The sequence below is a fragment of the Sulfurimonas sp. genome, assembly GCF_032250635.1.
GTDB lineage: Bacteria > Campylobacterota > Campylobacteria > Campylobacterales > Sulfurimonadaceae > Sulfurimonas.
Map to the genome: position 1 here is coordinate 1 of NZ_JAVVFL010000014.1, position 20,220 is coordinate 20,220.

Here is a 20,220-nt window from a genome sequence, read left to right on the forward strand (position 1 = left end):
GGTAAAGCGTAGCTCTTTACCAATTGCAACCCATACTATAAAGGAACATTTTGAAAAGGTCAGAGGTTTAGGCATAGATTTTGATTCTGTTTTGGATAAGCAGATATCCGATGGATTAAAATCTTTTAAAGAGGCATTTAAAGATATATTGGAGTCATTATGAGTGAAAACAGAAACGAAGTAGATGTAAGTCAATTAACGTTTGATCAGATAAAAAAGATTAGGGCGTACCTTAAAAAGCTGATAGAAAACGGCGGGAGTGACTTGCATGTTAAGTCAAACGGTGTTATTAGAGCGAGAATCAATGGAACAATAATCCCATTTTCAGGAAGTATTTTTTCATATGATGATGCTATGACCCTCTCAAAAGAGATACTAAGAGGCAGATATGCGGAATTGGTTGAGAATAAAGAGGTCGACTTAGTTTATCAGTTTGATGAGCGTAACCGTTTTCGTGTAAATATCTTTTTTCAAACAGATGGTCCATCTTTTGTATTTCGTGTTATTCCAATGACTATTCCTACTATTGATGAGATGAATTATCCTGAAATGGTTAGAACTTTTACCAAAGAGACGCGCGGGCTCGTTTTGGTTACGGGAACAACTGGTAGCGGTAAATCAACTACGCTAGCGGCTATGATACATGAGATCAACACAACGCAAAAAAAGCATATTATAACTATTGAAGACCCTATCGAGTTTGTCCATAAAGATAGAGGATGCATCATCAATCAGCGCTCCGTCGGTCAAGATACGCTCTCTTTTGACAGAGCTCTAAGGGCTGCTCTTCGCGAGGATCCGGATATTATACTTGTGGGAGAGATGAGAGATCGTGAGACTATTGAGCTCGCACTTCATGCTGCCGATACAGGACACTTAGTATTTTCAACGCTTCACACCCTTGATGCAAAAGAGACTATCAACCGTATTATTGCAATTTTTCCAAATGATGAGCAAAACCGTGTTCGTCTCTCTCTTGCGGGAGTGCTAAAGGGCGTAATCTCCCAAAGACTTATTCCTACAAAGGATGATAAACGTATTGCAGCGATGGAGATACTTGTAAAAACTCCGACTATTGAGAAGCTGATTTTGGAAAACAGAGATTATGAGATCAAAGAAGCGATAGAAAAAGGGCGCGAACACTACAAGTCTCAAAGTTTTGATCAACATATCCTTGATATTTACAATGCGGGAATCATTACAAAAGAGAGAGCAAAAGATTATGCGACAAGCGCAGCTGACCTTGAGCTAAAAATGAGTGGGCTAAACAGCGGCAAAGCTTCAGATGTGCATAATAAGCCGGAGAAAAATGGCAATGCCAGAGGTGATGAAGATATTTTTGATTTAAAATAACTTTTAACTGCACTTAAAGCTTAAAAATGTATAATTCCAAACATTTTTTATTAAGGATTTAGTATGTTAGAAGGCATTATTAGAGAGAGTATTGGCAAAAAAGGCACGAAAGCGCTTCGCCGCGATGGTTATCTAATTGCAAACATTTACGGAAAAGGGCTTGAAAATCTTCATGCCGCATTCAAAGAGAATGAATATATCCGTACTGTTCGTAATAAAGATTCTTTATCATTTCCGGTTTCTATAGCTGGAAAAACAATGAACGTTGTTGTTCAATCATATGAAGCACATCCTGTAACAGCGAAACTTTTACACGTAGACTTAATGGTAGCACAACCGGGTGTTTTAACACACTACCATGTACCGGTTGTTCCACAAGGTGATGCAATAGGACTTAAAAACAAAGGTCTTATGCACATCTCAAAGCCTCGTTTAAGAGTAAAAGCTACAATCGAGAACGCTCCAAACTGCATTAAAGTTGATGTTGCAAATATGGACGTAGGCGATGCAAAAATGCTTCGTGACATTGAGAAGATTCCAAATGTAACATTTACAGATGCTGATCGTGTATCTGTACTAAGTGTAATTAAAGCTAAGTAATCATGCTGATAGTCGGTCTAGGTAATCCTGGTCCGAAGTATGAGTCAACTCGTCATAACATAGGATTTATGGTTATTGACGAGCTTGTTAAAAGGTTTAATGCTCAAAAACTCTCATCGTCCTCTTTTAACGGCGAACTGTTCAAATTTTCAAATCATTATTTATTAAAACCGTTAACTTTTATGAATCTATCAGGCATCTCAATTGCGGCTGTTAAGAAGTTTTATAAAATTGATGAGGTAGTTGTAATACATGATGATTTAAATTTGCCATTTGGGACGCTTCGTTTTAAAAAAGATGGCGGTCACGGCGGTCACAACGGCCTTAAATCCACAGATGAACATATCTCAAGTGATTATATTAGAGTCAGAATGGGCATAGGAAAACCTGAGCATAAAGGCGAAGTAGCCTCTTACGTCTTAAGTGATTTCGACAAAGAGGAGCAGGAGTATCTGACGGAGTGGATCTCTCTTGCATGTCAAAGTGTCGAGTCTTTGCTTGAGCATTCACTTGAAGATGTAAGTGCTAAACATACAATTAAAAAATTTCAGCTAAAATAGCACCAAACTATTAATTGGATTTGCATACAATGGCGGCATTTAAATATATTTCTCTTCATTATATAAAATATTTTCTTATTATCTTAAGTGCGCTTGTGATGTTTTTAGTCGGATTTGACTATATGGGAAGTGCTGAAAAGCTCGATATATCCGCAAACCTTCTTCTTATCTATTTTGTCTATAAAATATTTTTTGCTATTGATATGCTTCTGCCGCTTTCGCTTATTTTTGCAATGATTAGCACAAAAATATTTCTTATCCGCTCAAACGCTTTAGTCTCTTTTTACTCTTTGGGATACTCGAGGGTAGATATTCTTAGACCCTTTGTTGTGGTTTCTACCGTTGCGATTCTTATTTTTATCTCCCTGCATTCGGTATCAAACTTTGCAAGAGCAGATGAAATGGCGAAAAATATTCGTAAAAATGCTCAATATTTAAGCCCTACAAGGGATCTCTTTTTTACATATAAAGATAAGTTTGTCTATTTTTCAAAGATGTTGCCGCTGCAGGAGAGTGCCGAAGATATAAGAGTGTTTAGTTTTAGCAACAACTCTCTAAAAGAGGTTTTGGTCGCTAAAAAAGCGCGCTACTTAAATGATGCATGGCATATAAATGCGGCGGATATTATTACCAAACCTGATAAAATCCATTTTGATTCGTTAGGGATAAGGGTTACAAAAGAGCAAAATCTAAGAATTCTTCAAGACTTTCGCCCAAAGATGTTAGACCAAGTTTATGAGGGTAAGGTGAACTTCACCATAAAAGATGCAATTGATGCGTATATGCTTTTGAGTGATCAAAAAATAAATACCGATGTTGTCAAGAGCTCACTCTATAAAATATTTATATATCCGTTTTTTGTACCGAGCCTTGTTGTTATTATCTTCTTTTTTGTACCCATAAGTGTGAGATTTTTAAATGTTTCGCTCTTTAGTTTCGCTGCAATAATATCCTCACTCATCATATGGGCGGTTCTGTTTGCACTTATTGAGCTCTCAAGCCATAAAACGCTCTCAAGTGAAGCGGGCATTATACTTCCTGTGGTTATTCTCTTTTTGATAGCTCTAAGGCAGTGGAGAAGATATCGCCTAGCAACATAACAAAAATATAAGTACTTTTTGGATAAAATGCCCTAAAAAATATTCGGGACTTTTATGATCAATTTTAGAGAACTTGCATCCAAATACAAAACGCCGCTTTATATATATGATTTAGACTATATGACGAAGCAGTATGAAGAGCTTAAAGAGGCTTTTAAAGGCAGAAAATCCCTTCTGGCATATGCAATAAAATCAAACTCCAACCTTAGCGTCATTAACCATTTTGCAGGACTGGGAAGCGGCGCTGATTGTGTCTCTATAGGCGAGGTCCGCCGTGCATTTTTGGCAGGCATTCCAAGTTATAAGATTATTTTCTCAGGTGTTGGCAAGAGTGATGAGGAGATAAGAGAGGCGATAGAAAAAGATATACTCTACATAAATGTAGAGAGCGAAGCGGAGCTTGGGCGAGTTGAGCTTATTGCAAAAGAGCTTGGTGCTGTATGCAGAATCAGCATACGCGTGAACCCAAATATAGACCCCTTGACACACCCATATATCTCTACAGGGCTTCATGACAACAAGTTTGGAGTTGACATTGACAGTGCAAAGAGAATGTATATTCGCGCAAATAACTCGGAGCATTTAGATCCGGTTGGAATTCATTTCCATATAGGCTCTCAGCTTACAGAACTGAAGCCAATATATGAGTCTGCAGAGATTGTAGCAGATATGGTCCGCTCACTTCAAAATATAAAGATAGAGTTGAAGTTTTTTGATATAGGCGGAGGATTGGGCGTTACATATAAAGATGAGGTGACTATAAAACCTTATGATTACGCACAGGCAATATTGGGAACTCTGAGGGGGCTTGATTTGACTGTTATTTGTGAACCGGGAAGATTTTTAACTGCAAATGCCGGGTATTTTTTAACAAAAGTACTTTATGAGAAGAAAAACGGAGCAAAAAGATTTGTCGTAATTGACGGCGGTATGAATGATCTTCTCCGTCCAAGTCTTTATAAAGCGTATCATAAAATAGAGGCGATTACAGAGAGTAAAAGTTCCCTTAGCGAGGCAGACGTGGTTGGTCCTGTTTGTGAAAGCGGAGACTTTTTTGCCAAAGATTATCTACTGCCGACTTTGGAGCATAATGATCTGCTTGTAGTTCACAGTGCAGGAGCTTACGGTTTTGGGATGGGAAGCAACTACAATACAAGAGGCAGAAGTGCCGAAGTTGCTATAAAAGGCGGTGAATCAAAACTTATTCGCAGACGTGAAGAGTTTGAAGATCTTATAGCATTAGAGAAAGAATTTTTGGTTAAATAAGATGTATTTTATTGATGTTCAAGGCACTTTAATCAGCGACGAAGATAAATCTCCCATTCGCGGAAGCATTGAGTTTATAGATAGACTCAATGAAAAAAATATTCCCTATATGATTATTACCAACAACACAAAAAAAGCATCTTTTGATTTTTACAACTTTCTTCTCTCAAGCGGTTTTGATTTTGATTTCTCTCGCTATCTTGACCCTCTGATGCTTCTGGAATCACGTGTTGCAAAAGAGAGCGTTGCGGCTTATGGTGCAGCAGAGTTTTTGGAAGTTTTAAAAAAAATGGGCTACACTCTGAATTATGAAAATCCCAAGACGGTTTTAATCGCCATTAAAGATGATTTTACTGCCGATGAGTATGCGCAGATGATAGACTTTATACTAAGCGGAGCCTCTTTGGTAGGGATGCATGAAACCTCAATATATGCTAAAAACAACAAAAGATACCCGGGTGTGGGGGCGATTTTAAAGATGCTTCAATTTGCAACCTCATGTAGTTATGACGTTGTAGGAAAACCAAGCACATCTTTTTACACTGAGGCATTAGCGGCAATACAGAAGCAGCAAAAAGATGCAGAGTTTAGCAATATAGTTATAATAAGCGATGATGTAAAAGGCGATTTGGGTGGCGCAAAAGAGCTTGGAATGAAAACAGTATTTGTTACAAGCGGAAAGTATAAGAGTGCGGAGGAGATAGTCCCTTTTTTAAAAGAGGAGCTAAGACCGGATGCAGTTTATGCTGATATGCAAGAAATTTTGGAGACGCTATGAAAACTTTAGATGAGTGTAGAAGTGCTATAGATGCCATTGATGATGAGATATTAAAACTGCTCAATCAGAGAATGGAGGTTGTCAAACATGTTGGCGAGATTAAAAAAAACAGTGACGGAGCCATCTATAGACCTGAGAGAGAAAAAGCAATTGTTCAAAGATTGACACAAGAGAGCATTGAGCAAAACGGCGCCTTAAATGCGGCGGCAATCGAGGCTATATTTTTGGAGATTTTTGCGGTTTCAAGAAACCTTGAGCTTCCTGAACGAATAGCGTATCTCGGTCCAGAGGGGAGCTTCACTCACCAAGCTGCTGAGAGCCGTTTTGGGGCTATGAGCGACTATCTCTCTCTTGGCTCAATCCACTCTGTTTTTAAGACACTTGAGGCAAAAAGAGCAAAATTCGGCGTTGTTCCGATTGAGAATTCAAGAGACGGCGTTGTCGGAGAGACGCTCGATTTGCTTGCTAAAAGCCCAGTTAAAATTGTTGCTGAACTCTACATGCCTATTCATATGTCATTTGCGACAAAAGCAAAAAAACTGAGCCAAATTACAAAAATATACTCAAAAGATAAAGGGTTTGGGCAGTGCAGGGAGTTTTTACAGGAGCACAATTTAGTTAACGTTGAGCAGATTCCTGTCGAATCGACGGCAAAGGCCGCTATAATGGCAGCCGAAAATCCAAATGCTGCTGCTATCTGCAGCCATATAGCAGCAAAGCTCTACGGCGTCCCGACGATGTTTGATCATGTCGAAGATGATATAGGTTCTCAAACACGCTTTGTCATATTGAGTGATTTTAAAAATGCAAAGAGCGAGGATGATAAGACATCCATTTTAGTAAGACTTAAAGATTCGATAAAAGCTGGTTCATTGGTTCACTTTCTCCAAGATTTTGATGAGAAAAAGATAAATTTTTCAAAAATAGAGTCTCGTCCTCTGAAAGAGAAAGGCGGATTTAAGTATCTCTTTTTTATGGATTTTTATGGACATATAGATGATGAAAATATTCAAAAAGTACTGCAAAAGCATAAAGATGAGGTGACTTGGTTGGGAAGTTATGTAAAAGGGGAAGAGATTGAAGTTTAATAAAAATTTAGAAAATATTAAAACATATGAAGCTGGAAAGCCCATAGAGTTGGTTGTAAGAGAGTTTGGCATAGAGCCTAAAGAGATTGTAAAGCTTGCATCAAACGAGAATCCATTAGGGTGTTCGCCTAAAGTCATTGAAGCAGTGGCGGCTATTTTGCCAAAGATGTCACTCTATCCGGACGATTCGATGATAAAACTCAAAAACGCTCTGAGCGCGAGATATGGGGTGCAAAACCCCAACGTGATTATCGGTTCGGGAAGCGATCAGGTTATAGAGTTTCTCATCCATGCAAAAGCGCATGAGGGCTCAAAAATATTAATGAACTCTATCACTTTTGCAATGTATGAGATATATGCTAAGCATGTAGGTGCCGAGGTTATAAGATCAGCTTCGCAAGAGCATGATTTAGATGAGTTTTATGAGCTTTATAAAAAAGAGAAGCCGGAGATAATCTTCATCTGTACGCCAAATAATCCAACCGGTGATGCGCTGGATGCGGATAAGATATATAACTTTTTAAGCAAGATAGAGAGGGATACTTTGGTTGTTATAGACGGCGCGTACATGGAGTATGCAATCTATAAAGATAGCAAAAAAGAGATAGTGCCAAAAGAGCTCATAGAGCAGTTTGACAATGTCATCTATCTGGGCACATTTTCAAAAGCGTACGGACTTGGCGGCATGAGAGTCGGGTACGGTTTGGCGGATAGTAAAATAATTGAAGAGCTTTACAAGTTAAGACCGCCTTTTAATATCACAACGCTCTCTTTGGAGGCGGCAAGTGAAGCGCTAAATGATGAGGAGTTTGTGGAGAAAAGTATAACTCTAAATTTTGAGCAGATGAAACGCTATGAAGAGTTTGCAAAAGAGCAAAAAATAGATATAATAAACAGTTATACTAATTTTGTAACGCTTTGTCTTAACTCTGAGCAGGACTCTACAAAGATATCAAATCAGCTCCTGCAAAAGGGTATGATTGTTAGAAACTTAAGCAGTTATGACATGAATGCGATCAGAGTTACAGTAGGCACGCATGAGCAAAACAGCCGTTTTTTTAAGCTAGTAACACAATTTTTGTAATAGTAAAATGGGAAATTGATGGATTTTAAGGTACTTTTTTCACAACTAGTCATTTTGTATGACAAGCTAACCAAGCAGCAAAAAATAATTATAAGTTTTGCGGTTGTAGGTATTGTTGCATTTTTAGTTTTTATGGTTGTTTATACGGCTAAAAAAGATGCAATAAGTCAATACGAAGTCCTTTTTGATTCACTAACCTCTGAAGATGCAGCCAAAGTTGTAGAGCAGCTCGAAAAAGACAATGTTCCATACGAGCTCTTTGATGAGAATATTATAAAAGTTCCTAAAAATGTGGTCTATAAAGAGCGTATAGCTATCGCATCGCTTGGAATTCCTAAGAATAGCGGAGTGGGTTTTGAACTGTTTGACAAACAGGAGTTTGGTTCAACCAGTTTTGACCAAAACGTCAAGTATCTCCGCGCGTTAGAGGGAGAACTCTCCCGTACCATTAACGCACTGGCTCCAATAGAAAACGCAAGTGTCAGTCTCGCTCTTCCAAAAGAGACTCTTTTTGTTGAGAAAAAAGCAGATCCTACCGCTTCGGTTATGCTTCAGCTTGTTGAGGGAAAAAGACTCTCTACAAAACAGATTAGAGGAATAAAAAACCTTGTCTCCTCTGCGGTTCCAAATCTGACATCCGCAAACGTAATGCTTATAGACAGCGACGGAGAGACACTCGGAGATGAAGATGAGATGGCTCAAATGGGCGAACTCTCCTCGGTACAGCAAAACTATAAGACAAAAGAAGAGAAGAAGAAGCAAAATAAAATTATAGAGGTTATCTCTCCGTTTGTGGGTGGTGGCGACAAGGTTGTCGCTCAAGTTACAATAGAGTTTGATTTTTCTATAAAAAGTTCAACTTCCGAGATATATGATCCTGAAAATGTTGTCAGAAGTGAGCAGGTAAGCGAAGAAAAAAGAGAAGGTTCAACTCCTGCAGAAGTTGGCGGAATCCCTGGAACAGTTAGCAATATTGGACCAGTAGAGGGGCTCTCAAACAACCAAACAACAGAAACGTACGAGAAAAATACGGGTACAACAAATTATGAGGTCGGAAAAACAATCTCGACAATAAAGAGTGAATTTGCGCGTATAAAAAGAGTTACCGCGGCCGTTGTGGTTGATGGAAAATACAAGAACAAGTTAGACGCTGATGGAAAGCCTACTGATGAGATGGAGTATGAGCCTTTATCTGAGACTGATCTAGAGGCACTCTCTGCTTTGGTTAGCAGATCTATTGGAATAAACGAGGAGAGAGGGGACAGGATAAGTGTTCAAAATCTACAGTTTAAACTCCCTCAAATCGATAGGACGCAAGAGAGAGTAAATCAAGCGGTAACATTTTCTCAAACATATTTGGCTCCCTTCTCTGAGCTCTTTAAGTATCTTTTTGTTCTTCTTCTGCTCTTTATTCTTTACAAGAAGGTTATCTCACCATTTGCCCAGAGGATGCTTGAGATTTCAAAAGAAGAGGAAGATGTTGGCAAGCCGCTTCTTGATATTGAAAATGATGCTGATGAAGATCTGGTTGAGAAAGTTCAGTCAATGCGCCGTAAAGTTGAAGAGCAGCTTGGTTTTGGAGAGGGATTTAACGAAGATGAGCTCAAATATGATGTTCTTCTTGAAAAAATTCGCGGCATGATTGAAGAGTCACCAGAAGCCGTAGCGCTTGTTCTTCAGGCTTTAATGACGGAAGAAGCGGATATAACATTTAAATAGAGGTAAGAAGTAGATGAATCTAAGTCCGACACAGCAAGCGAAATTTGATGAGATGAGTATATCAGAAAAGGTTGCCATACTTCTTATGCAGATAGGCGAAGATGCCACCGCTGCCATCTTTTCAAATATGAGTGTTGATGCGATAACCGAAGTTTCAAAGCATATCGCCACAAACAAAAGCGTAGAGAAGTCTGTTGCAACTGCGGTATTAGAAGAGTTCTATGCAATTTTTCAATCGGGTCAGTTTATTACATCAGGCGGTCTTGAGTACGCAAGAGAGCTGCTTTATAGAACACTTGGTCCAGAAGAGGCTAAGAAAGTCTTGGAAAAACTCTCTAAGAGCATGCAGGAGACTCAGAATTTTGCATATCTCTCAAAAATCAAGCCTCAACAGCTCTCTGATTTTATTATAAACGAGCATCCGCAGACAATAGCGCTTATTTTAGCTCACATGGATGCAACAGAAGCTGCCGATACATTGCAGTATTTTCCTGATGACTTAAGAAGTGAAGTCTCCATGAGGATGGCTAAACTAGGTGATATATCTCCATCTGTTATAAAAAGAGTCTCAGCAGTGCTTGAGTCTAAACTTGAGTCTCTTGCTTCGTACAAAGTTGAAGTCGGCGGTCCTCGTGCTGTTGCAGACATCTTTAACCGTCTTGGGGCAAAAGCTTCAAGGGAGACTTTGGCTAAGATTGAAGAGAGAGATGAAGAGATGTCAAATCTTATCAAAGAGATGATGTTTACTTTTGAAGATATAGAGACGCTTGATAAAAATGCAATCGTAGAGATTCTAAAAAGTATAGATAAGCCTGACTTGATGCTCGGTCTCAAAAGTGCTCCTGAAGAGCTCAAGCAGAAATTCTTTAGCGCAATGAGTGAGAGAGCAAGAGAAGCGTTTGAAGAAGAGATGCAGTTCATGGGCGCTGTTAAGATGAAAGATGTCGAGAGCGCTCAAAGAAGAATTGTCGAGGTTGTAAACGGTCTGGCTGAGGGCGGAGTGATTCAGTTAGGAAGCTCAACCGAAGAGATGGTGGAATAGTTTGTCTAATATAATTACCAACAAAAGAATAGGCAATCATAATGTGGATAAGTACAACTTTAAGGTTTTGCCTTTTGGTGCGGAAGATTTGCAGGATGAAGTTTTTGAGTCTTCGCTTGTAAGAAAAAAACCTATTGTTGAGGCACCGCAACCGATTGCAGAAAAAGAGATTGATGCAACTTCAATGAGTTCAAACTCCAAAGACTCCCTAATAGAGTCCCTGCTTAAAAAAACAGATGAGATGTCGTCTAACTTTATTAAGCTTCAGATGAAGCTTGAGAATATGAGTGAAGAGCATAAGGCAGAGCTGGCAAAAGTTAAAGAGGAGTCTTATGCTCAGGGTATTGAAGCTGGCAAAGAGCTTCATGCAAAAGAGGATGAAAAAAGTATGGCAGATGCTTTATCTATGTACTCCGCGTCCGTTGCAAAGCTTGAGAACAGCGCAAAAGAATTTGAGAGTGCGCTCGAGGGAATCAAGGATGAGCTGGTAAGTGCGGCTCTTGATATTGCAAAAGAGGTTATAAAAATAGAGCTTCAAGAGAGCTCAAAAAAGATAGCGATAACTTTGGCAAAAGAGCTTATAAAAGAGCTACAGAGCGCATCAAAAGTGGTATTGAGAGTTAACTCTAAAGATCATGGAGCAATTTCACAAGTAGTTGGCTCATTAGCACACGTCGAAGTTGTTTCAGACAGTGCAGTGAGCATAGGCGGAGTAATAGCAATAAGTGATGCAGGCAATATAGATGCACAGATATCAAAAAGATTTGAACGCGTAAAAAAAGCGGCATTAAGTGAGTAGAATTTATTTATGAATATAAAAAAAAGCAGTATTAAGGAGCTAGATGCTCTTTGTAAAGATATAAGAGAAGAGATTCTAAGAGTAGTGAGTAAAAACGGTGGGCATCTAAGCTCTACTTTGGGAGCTACCGAGCTGATTGTAGCAATGCATGAAGTTTTTGACTCCAAAAAAGATCCATTTATATTCGACGTATCGCATCAATCTTACGCACATAAACTTTTAACAGGAAGATGGAAAGAGTTTGATACACTAAGACAGTTCGGCGGACTGTGCGGATATACAAAACCGAGTGAGAGCGAACATGACTACTTTGTAGCCGGGCACAGCTCAACATCTATATCTTTGGGTGTGGGTGCTGCTAAAGCCATTGCGCTAAAAGGCGAGCAGGATTCAAGAGTTCCAGTTGTTATGATTGGCGATGGCGCTATGACAGCAGGCATGGTTTATGAAGCGCTCAATGAACTGGGTGAGCGAAAATATCCGATGGTCATCATTCTTAACGATAATGAGATGAGCATATCTAAACCAATCGGTGCGATTAGCCGAATACTTAGTTCCGCTATGGCTTCACCGTTTTACCAAAACTTCAAAAAACATACTGAAAATTTTGTAGATAATTTCGGCGAGGGTGCGAGATATATCGCTAAAAGGATGGAAGAGTCTCTAAAGCTCATAACTCCCGGTATACTCTTTGAAGAGATGGGGATTGACTACATAGGACCGGTTGATGGGCACAATCTAACATCACTTATAGAGATACTTCAAAAAGCCAAAGAGCTTAAAAAACCCGTTATCGTTCATGTTCAAACCATTAAAGGCAAAGGGTATGAGATAGCAGAGGGGCAGGAGGAGAAGTGGCACGGAGTAGGACCTTTTGATATAACCAGTGGAAATGCGGCTAAAAAAAGCACGCTAAAAAGCGCTACTCAAATATATGCAGAGGCGCTTTTACACCTTGCAAAACAGAACGAAAAGATAGTCGGAGCAACTGCCGCTATGCCGAGTGGAACCGGCTTAAACGAGTTGATGGAAGTTTATCCGGATAGATTTTGGGACGTGGCAATTGCAGAACAGCATGCAGTTACATCTATGGCGGCGCTCGCAAAAGAGGGATTTAAGCCGTTTTGTACCATCTATTCGACATTTCTGCAGCGCGGTTATGATCAAATAATACATGATACATGTTTGATGAATCTTCCTGTTGTTTTCGCACTTGATCGTGCGGGAATTGTAGGAGAGGACGGAGAGACGCATCAGGGTGTTTTTGATATCAGCTTTTTAAGAGCCATTCCAAATATGACGCTTTTCGCCCCAAGAGATGAGAAGAGTTTTCACCAGGCTATGGCATTTGCGGCGCAGTACCCATATCCGTGTTCGCTTAGATACCCAAGAGGCGCATTTATCCAAACCGATTTGCCGGACTCTTTGCCTTTTGAGTTGGCGAAGTCTCAGCTATTGCGCTCAAACAGTTCTGACATTCTTTTTATAGGCTATGGAAACGGCGTTGGACGTGCTTATGAGAGCGCTTCATTTTTGGATTTTGAAGTAAGCATTTTGGATTTACGCTTTGTAAAGCCGCTTGATGAGGAGATGCTTCGTGAGATGGCTAAAAAACATAAAAAGTGGTTTGTATTTAGTGACAGTGCCAAGATGGGCGGAGTCGGCAGTGCTATTTTAGAGTTTTTGTCCCGTGAAAAAATTCTACATGTAGAGGTCGTAAGTTTTGAGTATGAAGATAGGTTTATTACCCACGGAAATACGAAACAGGTAGAGGAGTCTTTGGGACTTCTGCCTGAACAGCTTGCAAAAAAAGTTACGAGTTTAGCTGGATAACTCCCACAAATCTTCCCGTTTTTGCCTCGGCTCTGTATGAGAAGTATTTCTGCGTGTTGCAGCATGAACACTCATCGCTAAACTCGATATTTTCTTTTTTTATGCCGCAAGAGAGGAACTGTTTTTGCAAAATCTTACCGACATCAAGGTAAAAAGTTCCCTCTCTTTTTTGCATGGCGTACTCTAATCCTAGTAATTTTGCCTCGTCGTAAATTTCGCCCCCAACCTCATAACAGCAGACTCCTATGCTAGCACCAACGCTTACATATATATCTTTTGCATCTGAGCCAAATTCCGTTTGCATCTTTTCTATCACATTTTTTACTATATTTTGAAATGCACCCGCTCTTCCCGCATGCGCCGCTCCAATAACCATTTTTTTATCATCATAAAATAGAATCGGTGAGCAGTCGGCAACCATTACCATCAGTGGAGTATTTAGTTTGTTTGTCACAAGAGCATCGCATGTAGGGGGAGTTTTAAACTCCTCATCTCTAACTACATGCACGATATCGGAGTGAATCTGTCTCATATGCACGAGCGATTTTTTTTCGTATCCTAACTCCTTAGCTAAGAGTTCATGATTTTTTTGCACGTCTATCTCGTCATCTCCGACATGAAATGCAAGGTTGCCGCTCTCTTTTGTAGTAAAAGCGTGCAAGAGGTTTGTAAATAAGCTTAGTTTTTCACTATAATAAAATTTCATAGAAAAATTATATCCAAAAGGGAATATTTTGAGTAAGTTTAGTTTATATCCGGTAACTTTAGACGGGACGGATACAGAGGCAAAAAGAGAAGAGATAAGAGCATATTTTCACAACACTTACGATATTTTTGAGAAGATTTTTGAAGTACTAAAGAGCGATGAGGTTTTCTACCAAAAGTCTGAGTCCACACGCCATCCGATGATATTTTATTTCGGACATACCGCAACATTTTTTGTAAATAAACTTATTAATATGAAGATAATCAAAGAGCGAATAAATCCAGAGTTTGAGTCCATCTTTGCCGTGGGAGTCGATGAGATGGCATGGGATGATTTGGAGAGCAGCCGTTACAAATGGCCAAAAGTAGATGAGGCAAGAGAATATCGCAAAAAAGTTAGAAATCTCGTTGATGAGCTAATCACCTCGCTTCCGTTGACTCTCCCGATTACGCAAGATTCTCCCATGTGGATTATTTTAATGGGCATAGAGCATGAACGAATCCATATAGAGACCTCGCTTGTTTTGCACCGTCAGATGCCGCTTGAGAAGGTAAAAGAGGTAAAAGAGTTCAATATCTGTCCACATAGTTCAGCGGCTCCAAAAAATGAGATGATAACAATAGAGGGCGGAAATGTTATATTGGGGAAAGATAAGTCACACAATCTCTATGGATGGGACAACGAGTACGGAGAGTTCAGCGAGACGATAGAGAAATTCAAAGCTTCAAAATATCTGGTAAGCAACGCTGAATTTATGAAGTTTGTAAAAGAGGGCGGGTATGAAAACGCAGAATTTTGGGATGACGAGGGGAGAAAGTTTTTAGAAATAAGCGGCGCAAAACATCCTCCGTTTTGGGTATTAGAAGAGGGCAGGTACAGATACAGAACACTCTCTAAACTCATAGATATGCCGCTTGACTGGCCTGCGGATGTAAACGCGCTTGAAGCGGAGGCATTTTGCCGTTACAAAAGTAAAAAGGATGGAGTTATTTACTCTTTGCCGAGTGAGGCAGAGTATAGATTGATATATGAGCATGCAGGTTTACGTGATATTCCGGATTTTCATGAGAGCAGGGCAAATCTAAATTTTTACCACTACTTTAGTTCATGCCCCGTAAACGAGTTTGGCTTTAACGGCATATACGATGTTGTCGGAAATGTCTGGCAGTGGAGTAAAACTCCGATATTTGGTTTTGAGGGATTTGAAGTTCATCCCGCATACGATGACTTTTCAGTACCGACCTTTGACAACAGACACGCGCTTATACTCGGCTCATCATGGGCAAGCAGCGGAAACCTGATAATGAAACACTCCCGCTACGCATTTCGCAAACACTTTTTTCAAAATGCCGGTTTTAGATATGTTATCTCAAGCAGTGACGCTAGAATAGAGAGCGATGTCTACGAGAGCGATGAGCTTGTGTCGCAATACTGTGAGTTTCAGTATGGAGATGAGAGCTTCGGCGTAAAAAACTTTGCCCTAGAGTGCGCCAAAATTGCTTCAAAGTTTGTAAAAAAGCAGACAAAAGCGCTTGACTTAGGGTGCGCAACAGGAAGAGCTACGTTTGAACTGGCTCGTAGTTTTAATGAGGTTGAGGGTATTGACTTCTCTGCCAGATTTATAGGCGTTGGGGTAAAGCTAAAAGATGAAGGATACATCGCATTTGCTTCAAAAACTGAGGGCGATTTGGTGCAGAAAAAAAAGGTGACCATAGAGGAGCTAGGCTATGAAAATCTAAAAGAGAGAGTCTCTTTTTGGCAGGGCGATGCATGCAACCTAAAACCCACCTTTAATTCTTATGACTTAGTTATGGCGACAAATCTTATAGACAGACTCTACAATCCCAGACTATTTTTGCAGAGTGTAGATGAGAGACTAAACAGTGAGGGCGTCTTGATTTTAACCTCGCCTTATACTTGGCAAGAGAGCTCAACCAAAAAAGAGTTCTGGCTCGGCGGGTACAGAGATGAAAATGGTAAAGAGATAAAAACTATAGACACACTCAAAGAGATTTTGGGTAAAAAGTTTGAGCTTGTACATCTGCAGGACTTGGAGTTTGTAATAAAAGAGACGCACAGGAAGTTTCAGCACAGCATCGCAGAGGTTAGTGTTTGGAGAAAGAAAAATATTGCAAAATGACATATTTTATTGTTCTCATATAAAAAGAAAGTAATATATGTAAGCATAAAAAGTTATAATTTTAAAAATAAATAGCGGAGGTCAAAAGTTGTCTAATATAATCAAAGCTTTTGTAAATATTGTAAATAGTTATCAAATTACCGTAAACAATGTGACTAATGGAAATAATAGAGCAAACAATATGGGCGAAGGTTTAGAAAGTTTGATAAAAGATGCTTTTGCCGGTACTATGAATGAAACAAATGAACAAAATAGACTCGAAATTTTTTCAAAAGTTTACTCTTATAGTGGAAATAAAAATAATCCTCCAGATTTAATTTTAAGAAACAGCGATGTCATAGAGATAAAAAAGCTTGAGTCTCATACTACGGCAATAGCACTCAACAGTTCCTATCCAAAAGCAAAGCTTTTCTCAGATAGTACTATGATTACAGTTACATGTAAAAATTGTGAACCTTGGGTTGAAAAAGATATGCTTTATGCCATAGGCAATGTTCCTAAAAATACAAATCAGTTAAAATCATTATGGCTTGTATATGGGGATTGTTTTTGTGCTGATAAAGATATTTATGAAAGAATAAAAGATACCATCTCAAATGGTATTGCTTCTATTCCTGACGTTGAATTTACAGAGACAAATGAACTTGGAAAAGTTAAAAAAGTTGACCCGCTAGGAGTTACAGACTTACGCATCCGTGGCATGTGGCATATTGATAATCCGACTAAAATTTTTAGTTATCTGAATCTTTATGATACATCAAAAGTATTTCAATTATTTTGTTTGATGAAAACAGAGAAATATGAATCATTACCGCTTCAAGACAGAGAAGCAATAGAAAATTTTGATAATAAAAATGTAAGTGTTAGTGATGTAAGAATAAAAAATCCGAACAATCCTGTACAATTAATAAATTCCAAACTACTTATATTTAGGATTTAACTATGAACATAATATCCCTATTCTCAGGTGCCGGTGGTTTAGATTTGGGCTTTGAAAAAGCTGGATTTAAAACCATTTGGGCAAATGAATACGACAAAGAAATATGGGAAACTTTTGAGAAAAACTTTCCTAAGACAAAATTAGACAGAAGAAGTATAGTCAATATCCCATCAAGTGAAATTCCAGAAGCAATTGGGCTTATAGGCGGACCACCGTGTCAGAGTTGGAGTGAGGCTGGAAAGTCTCGTGGTATAGATGACCATCGTGGGCAGTTATTTTTTGAATTTATAAGAGTTCTTAGAGATAAAAAACCGCTTTTTTTCTTGGCAGAAAATGTTTCAGGTATGTTGGCAGGACGCCATGATGGAGCGTTGGAAAATATAAAAAATCACTTTATAGAGAGCGGATACGATCTCTCTTTTAAGCTTTTAAATGCACATGACTACAAAGTTCCGCAGGATAGAAAGAGGGTTTTCTTCATTGGCTTTAGAAAAGATTTGAATATCACATTTGAATTTCCTGATGGATTTAGTAATAAAATGTTTTTACAAGATGTTATTTTTGATTTGAAAGATAATGCACTTGCAGGAAAAAATAAAACTTATACAAACGGCAGTGACTGTGAAATAGAAAATCACGAATATATGACTGGCGATTTTTCGTCTATGTATATGTCACGAAATAGAGTTAGAAGTTGGGACGAGCCATCGTTTACAATTCAAGCCGGAGGCAGACATGCACCGCTTCATCCACAAGCTCCAAAAATGCAATTTGTAGAGCAAAATAAGAGAATTTTTGTCCCCAATAGTGAGCATCTTTACAGAAGACTCAGCGTAAGAGAGTGTGCAAGAATACAAACTTTTCCTGATACACATAAGTTTTACTATACTAATTTAACTGCGGGATATAAAATGGTAGGCAATGCCGTTCCACCGAATTTGGCATATTATTTGGCAAAAAAAATAGCACAGGATATACAAGAAGTTATTAAAGCAAGTAAAAATAAAGAGAAAAATATAAAAAACAATCTTTATATCTCCCATGATGATTACGTAAACAACAGTCATATAGTATATTGATGAAAAATAAAAAAAATAGTTACGACTTTTCAACCTCTACATGTAGAGAAAATACAAATGCGGAGAAATACACGTTAAGAAAAAAACTATTTGGCACTGAGGATGTGCTTCCTGCATGGGTGGCGGATATGGATATAGATACGCCTGGTTTTGTGCTTGAAGCCGTAAAAAAACGCCTGGAACATCCAATTATAGGGTATGAGGAGGTGCCGCAAAGTATGTTTGAGGCTCAGATCGAGTGGATGAGAAGAGAGCACGGTGTTGAGTTCGCGTTAGAGGAGATGCTCTATTCGCACTCGGTTGTAGCGAGTATGAATGCTGCCATAGAGGCATTTACGCAAAAGGGCGATAAAGTCATCGTTCAAACTCCCGTATATCCACCGTTTTTTCACAGCGTACTGGAGCATGAGAGAGAGCTTCTGAAAAATCCTCTCAAGCAAAGGAATGACGGAAGCTACACATTTGATATAGATGATTTGAAATCAAAGATAGATGAGAGAACAAAACTTCTGCTTTTGAGTTCTCCGCACAACCCTGTGGGTCGTGTTTGGAGAGAAGAAGAGCTTGAGGAGATTTTAGAAGTTTGTCTTGAGCACAATATAGTACTCTTTAGCGATGAGATACATTGCGACCTGATCTATAAGCCAAACAGACATATACCGTTTGCCTCGCTTGGTAAAAAGGCAAGAGATATAAGCGTAACTGCCATAGGAGTCGGCAAAACATTCAACATGGCGGGATTTGCCATAAGCAGCGTTGCCATACCCAACAAAGAGCTAAGAGAGAAGTTTTTAAAAGTATATAACCGTATCCACTTTGCGCAGGGAAGTTCACTCTCACATATTGCCTTTGAAGCGGCATATAGAGGGGGCAAAGAGTGGCTTGAAGAGCTAAAGGTACATCTTGCAAAAAACTTCTCCATGTTAAAAGAGCTGTGTGATAAATACCCTATAAATGTCACGCCAATAGAGGCTACATATCTGGCTTGGCTTGATTGCAGAGGTTTGGGATTGCGTGACAAAGAGCTGAGAGAGTTTTTTGTAAAAGAGGCGAAGCTCGGTCTTAGTGCGGGGATAAGTTTTGGTAGAGAGGGAAGCGGTTTTATGAGATTGAACTTTGCCGTCGGTTCTGATAAAATGTTGCAAATAATAAAGAACCTAGAAAATGCATTTGAAAAACATAGGAAGCAAAATTGATTGAGATAAATTGGGACGAGTTTAAATTTTTTAAGCAGTACAGCGAGAAAAAAAATGATAACTTCGAGGTGCTCTTAGACTTTTTAAAAAGCTACTACAGCATGACAAATATAAAAGAGATGTATGAGACAATGGCAAACGATGACATTGCGCAGATGATGCTAAATAAGCGGGAGATACGCTCAGTAGAAGATTTAGAGAAACATCTCTTTAGAAATTTCAATGTCGCAAAATGATCTAACAAAGATTGCCAAGTTTTTAGCAAAACACCATGTTCTGACTCTGGCTACATCTGATGGTCTAGAGCTTAGCGCGTGCAACCTTTTTTATGCCTATGATGCGCAAAGAGTCTCATTTGTGGTTGCAAGCAGCGATGATACTACGCATATAAAAAATATATCCAAAAATTCATCGGTTGCAGGAACGGTTGTTCTGGAGACAAAAACTGTCGCAAAGATTGAGGGAGTTCAGTTTAGAGGCGAGTTCTTAGAGGCCAAGGATGAGGATTTAAAGAGGCTCTATTTTAAAACTTTTCCATATGCTCTTGCCATGAACCCGAAGCTTTGGCAGATAAAAGTAGATTACTTTAAACTAACCGACAATACTTTGGGCTTTGGCAAAAAGATTATTTGGCAGGCTTCTTTTCTTTAAACATACTACAGTCGCTTCCGCTGCTTTGAAATACTACTATTGAGGGTATTTGAGCTGATTTAAAGCCATAAGCGCGGCACCCATGCGGTCTTTGCGCTTCCCAGGTAACAAAATAGTATTCACATCTTCTACAGTTAATTCTTTTCATATCGGCTCTTGATTTAAGTGCGCTATTTTAGCATATTTGGTACAATGCTCTAATAAAATAAAGCAACTAGTTGCGTGAGCCTTATGCTGAATAAAACATAGCGTTAGCGTAGATAAAGGAATTACTTCCTTTGTCGTG

The 20,220-nt window shown here is 39.0% G+C and carries 20 protein-coding genes; 18 read left to right on the forward strand and 2 right to left on the reverse strand.

All coding sequences use genetic code 11. The features are described from left to right. The first annotated feature begins 159 nt into the window (after positions 1 to 159). The 12 genes from RQ763_RS01640 (at position 160) to dxs (ending at position 13,222) form a co-directional block, all read left to right on the forward strand. A complete protein-coding gene (locus RQ763_RS01640) occupies positions 160 to 1,353 on the forward strand; it encodes a PilT/PilU family type 4a pilus ATPase (protein WP_314150740.1) in 1,194 nt (397 codons plus the stop codon). Between the two features lie 63 nt (positions 1,354 to 1,416). Beyond that, complete coding sequence (locus tag RQ763_RS01645; RefSeq protein ID WP_314150741.1) at positions 1,417 to 1,953, forward strand: 50S ribosomal protein L25/general stress protein Ctc; 537 nt, start codon at positions 1,417 to 1,419, stop codon at positions 1,951 to 1,953. Beyond that, positions 1,953 to 2,513: an aminoacyl-tRNA hydrolase gene (gene pth / locus RQ763_RS01650; RefSeq protein WP_314150763.1), complete on the forward strand. Its 561-nt coding sequence runs from the start codon at positions 1,953 to 1,955 to the stop codon at positions 2,511 to 2,513. Before RQ763_RS01645 ends, pth begins: the two co-directional genes overlap by 1 nt. A gap of 29 nt (positions 2,514 to 2,542) precedes the next feature. Then, entirely contained in the window at positions 2,543 to 3,613 is a 1,071-nt protein-coding gene (locus RQ763_RS01655; RefSeq protein ID WP_294930758.1) for an LptF/LptG family permease, read from the forward strand. Between the two features lie 54 nt (positions 3,614 to 3,667). After that, positions 3,668 to 4,879, forward strand: a complete 1,212-nt coding sequence (gene lysA / locus RQ763_RS01660) for a diaminopimelate decarboxylase (RefSeq protein ID WP_314150742.1) — start codon at positions 3,668 to 3,670, stop codon at positions 4,877 to 4,879. A 1-nt stretch (position 4,880) separates the two neighbouring features. After that, on the forward strand, positions 4,881 to 5,657 hold the full coding sequence (locus RQ763_RS01665; RefSeq protein WP_314150744.1) for an HAD-IIA family hydrolase: 777 nt from the start codon (positions 4,881 to 4,883) through the stop codon (positions 5,655 to 5,657). Beyond that, positions 5,654 to 6,745, forward strand: coding sequence for a prephenate dehydratase (gene pheA, locus RQ763_RS01670; RefSeq protein ID WP_314150745.1), 1,092 nt, complete (start codon positions 5,654 to 5,656; stop codon positions 6,743 to 6,745). Before RQ763_RS01665 ends, pheA begins: the two co-directional genes overlap by 4 nt. After that, on the forward strand, positions 6,735 to 7,829 hold the full coding sequence (hisC, locus tag RQ763_RS01675) for a histidinol-phosphate transaminase (protein WP_314150746.1): 1,095 nt from the start codon (positions 6,735 to 6,737) through the stop codon (positions 7,827 to 7,829). Before pheA ends, hisC begins: the two co-directional genes overlap by 11 nt. A gap of 18 nt (positions 7,830 to 7,847) precedes the next feature. After that, complete coding sequence (fliF, locus tag RQ763_RS01680; RefSeq protein WP_314150747.1) at positions 7,848 to 9,548, forward strand: flagellar basal-body MS-ring/collar protein FliF; 1,701 nt, start codon at positions 7,848 to 7,850, stop codon at positions 9,546 to 9,548. Positions 9,549 to 9,561: 13 nt separating this feature from the next. After that, positions 9,562 to 10,590 carry a flagellar motor switch protein FliG gene (gene fliG / locus RQ763_RS01685; protein WP_294930771.1) on the forward strand — a complete coding sequence of 343 codons (1,029 nt, stop codon included), beginning with the start codon at positions 9,562 to 9,564 and terminating at the stop codon, positions 10,588 to 10,590. Position 10,591: 1 nt separating this feature from the next. Continuing rightward, a complete protein-coding gene (gene fliH, locus RQ763_RS01690) occupies positions 10,592 to 11,389 on the forward strand; it encodes a flagellar assembly protein FliH (protein WP_314150749.1) in 798 nt (265 codons plus the stop codon). A gap of 9 nt (positions 11,390 to 11,398) precedes the next feature. Then, entirely contained in the window at positions 11,399 to 13,222 is a 1,824-nt protein-coding gene (gene dxs / locus RQ763_RS01695) for a 1-deoxy-D-xylulose-5-phosphate synthase (protein WP_314150751.1), read from the forward strand. On the opposite strand, the gene pgeF is transcribed toward dxs, so the two are convergent. Continuing rightward, the gene (pgeF, locus tag RQ763_RS01700) at positions 13,203 to 13,928 is read right to left on the reverse strand and encodes a peptidoglycan editing factor PgeF (RefSeq protein WP_314150752.1); all 726 of its coding nucleotides are present in this window, start codon (positions 13,926 to 13,928) and stop codon (positions 13,203 to 13,205) included. The genes dxs and pgeF overlap by 20 nt on opposite strands. 28 nt (positions 13,929 to 13,956) lie before the next feature. On the opposite strand from pgeF, the gene ovoA reads away from it, so the two are divergent. The 6 genes from ovoA (at position 13,957) to RQ763_RS01730 (ending at position 19,934) form a co-directional block, all read left to right on the forward strand. Next, the gene (ovoA, locus tag RQ763_RS01705; RefSeq protein WP_314150754.1) at positions 13,957 to 16,068 is read left to right on the forward strand and encodes a 5-histidylcysteine sulfoxide synthase; all 2,112 of its coding nucleotides are present in this window, start codon (positions 13,957 to 13,959) and stop codon (positions 16,066 to 16,068) included. 88 nt (positions 16,069 to 16,156) lie between these two features. Continuing rightward, on the forward strand, positions 16,157 to 17,008 hold the full coding sequence (locus tag RQ763_RS01710) for an NgoPII family restriction endonuclease (protein ID WP_314150755.1): 852 nt from the start codon (positions 16,157 to 16,159) through the stop codon (positions 17,006 to 17,008). A gap of 2 nt (positions 17,009 to 17,010) precedes the next feature. Beyond that, positions 17,011 to 18,087 (forward strand): DNA cytosine methyltransferase, encoded by a 1,077-nt coding sequence (locus RQ763_RS01715; RefSeq protein WP_314150756.1) that lies wholly within the window; start codon positions 17,011 to 17,013, stop codon positions 18,085 to 18,087. Continuing rightward, the gene (locus RQ763_RS01720) at positions 18,087 to 19,283 is read left to right on the forward strand and encodes a PatB family C-S lyase (protein ID WP_314150757.1); all 1,197 of its coding nucleotides are present in this window, start codon (positions 18,087 to 18,089) and stop codon (positions 19,281 to 19,283) included. The genes RQ763_RS01715 and RQ763_RS01720 overlap by 1 nt, the downstream gene beginning before the upstream one ends. Beyond that, positions 19,280 to 19,519: a hypothetical protein gene (locus RQ763_RS01725; protein WP_314150759.1), complete on the forward strand. Its 240-nt coding sequence runs from the start codon at positions 19,280 to 19,282 to the stop codon at positions 19,517 to 19,519. Before RQ763_RS01720 ends, RQ763_RS01725 begins: the two co-directional genes overlap by 4 nt. Next, a complete protein-coding gene (locus RQ763_RS01730; protein WP_314150760.1) occupies positions 19,506 to 19,934 on the forward strand; it encodes a pyridoxamine 5'-phosphate oxidase family protein in 429 nt (142 codons plus the stop codon). The genes RQ763_RS01725 and RQ763_RS01730 overlap by 14 nt, the downstream gene beginning before the upstream one ends. Here RQ763_RS01730 and RQ763_RS01735 read toward each other — a convergent pair. Continuing rightward, on the reverse strand, positions 19,909 to 20,082 hold the full coding sequence (locus tag RQ763_RS01735; protein WP_314150761.1) for a uracil-DNA glycosylase: 174 nt from the start codon (positions 20,080 to 20,082) through the stop codon (positions 19,909 to 19,911). The two genes, RQ763_RS01730 and RQ763_RS01735, sit on opposite strands and share 26 nt — an antisense overlap. Positions 20,083 to 20,220: the final 138 nt, after the last annotated feature.

Excerpts from the sequence above, each read along its gene's own strand:
- RQ763_RS01640 (WP_314150740.1), top strand. The coding sequence starts at position 160 with ATGAGTGAAAACAGAAACGAAGTAGATGTAAGTCAATTAACGTTTGAT.
- RQ763_RS01645 (WP_314150741.1), top strand. The coding sequence starts at position 1,417 with ATGTTAGAAGGCATTATTAGAGAGAGTATTGGCAAAAAAGGCACGAAA.
- RQ763_RS01655 (WP_294930758.1), top strand. The coding sequence starts at position 2,543 with ATGGCGGCATTTAAATATATTTCTCTTCATTATATAAAATATTTTCTT.
- lysA (WP_314150742.1), top strand. The coding sequence starts at position 3,668 with ATGATCAATTTTAGAGAACTTGCATCCAAATACAAAACGCCGCTTTAT.
- RQ763_RS01665 (WP_314150744.1), top strand. The coding sequence starts at position 4,881 with ATGTATTTTATTGATGTTCAAGGCACTTTAATCAGCGACGAAGATAAA.
- pheA (WP_314150745.1), top strand. The coding sequence starts at position 5,654 with ATGAAAACTTTAGATGAGTGTAGAAGTGCTATAGATGCCATTGATGAT.
- fliF (WP_314150747.1), top strand. The coding sequence starts at position 7,848 with ATGGATTTTAAGGTACTTTTTTCACAACTAGTCATTTTGTATGACAAG.
- fliG (WP_294930771.1), top strand. The coding sequence starts at position 9,562 with ATGAATCTAAGTCCGACACAGCAAGCGAAATTTGATGAGATGAGTATA.
- dxs (WP_314150751.1), top strand. The coding sequence starts at position 11,399 with ATGAATATAAAAAAAAGCAGTATTAAGGAGCTAGATGCTCTTTGTAAA.
- pgeF (WP_314150752.1), bottom strand. The coding sequence starts at position 13,928 with ATGAAATTTTATTATAGTGAAAAACTAAGCTTATTTACAAACCTCTTG.
- RQ763_RS01715 (WP_314150756.1), top strand. The coding sequence starts at position 17,011 with ATGAACATAATATCCCTATTCTCAGGTGCCGGTGGTTTAGATTTGGGC.
- RQ763_RS01720 (WP_314150757.1), top strand. The coding sequence starts at position 18,087 with ATGAAAAATAAAAAAAATAGTTACGACTTTTCAACCTCTACATGTAGA.
- RQ763_RS01730 (WP_314150760.1), top strand. The coding sequence starts at position 19,506 with ATGTCGCAAAATGATCTAACAAAGATTGCCAAGTTTTTAGCAAAACAC.
- RQ763_RS01735 (WP_314150761.1), bottom strand. The coding sequence starts at position 20,082 with ATGAAAAGAATTAACTGTAGAAGATGTGAATACTATTTTGTTACCTGG.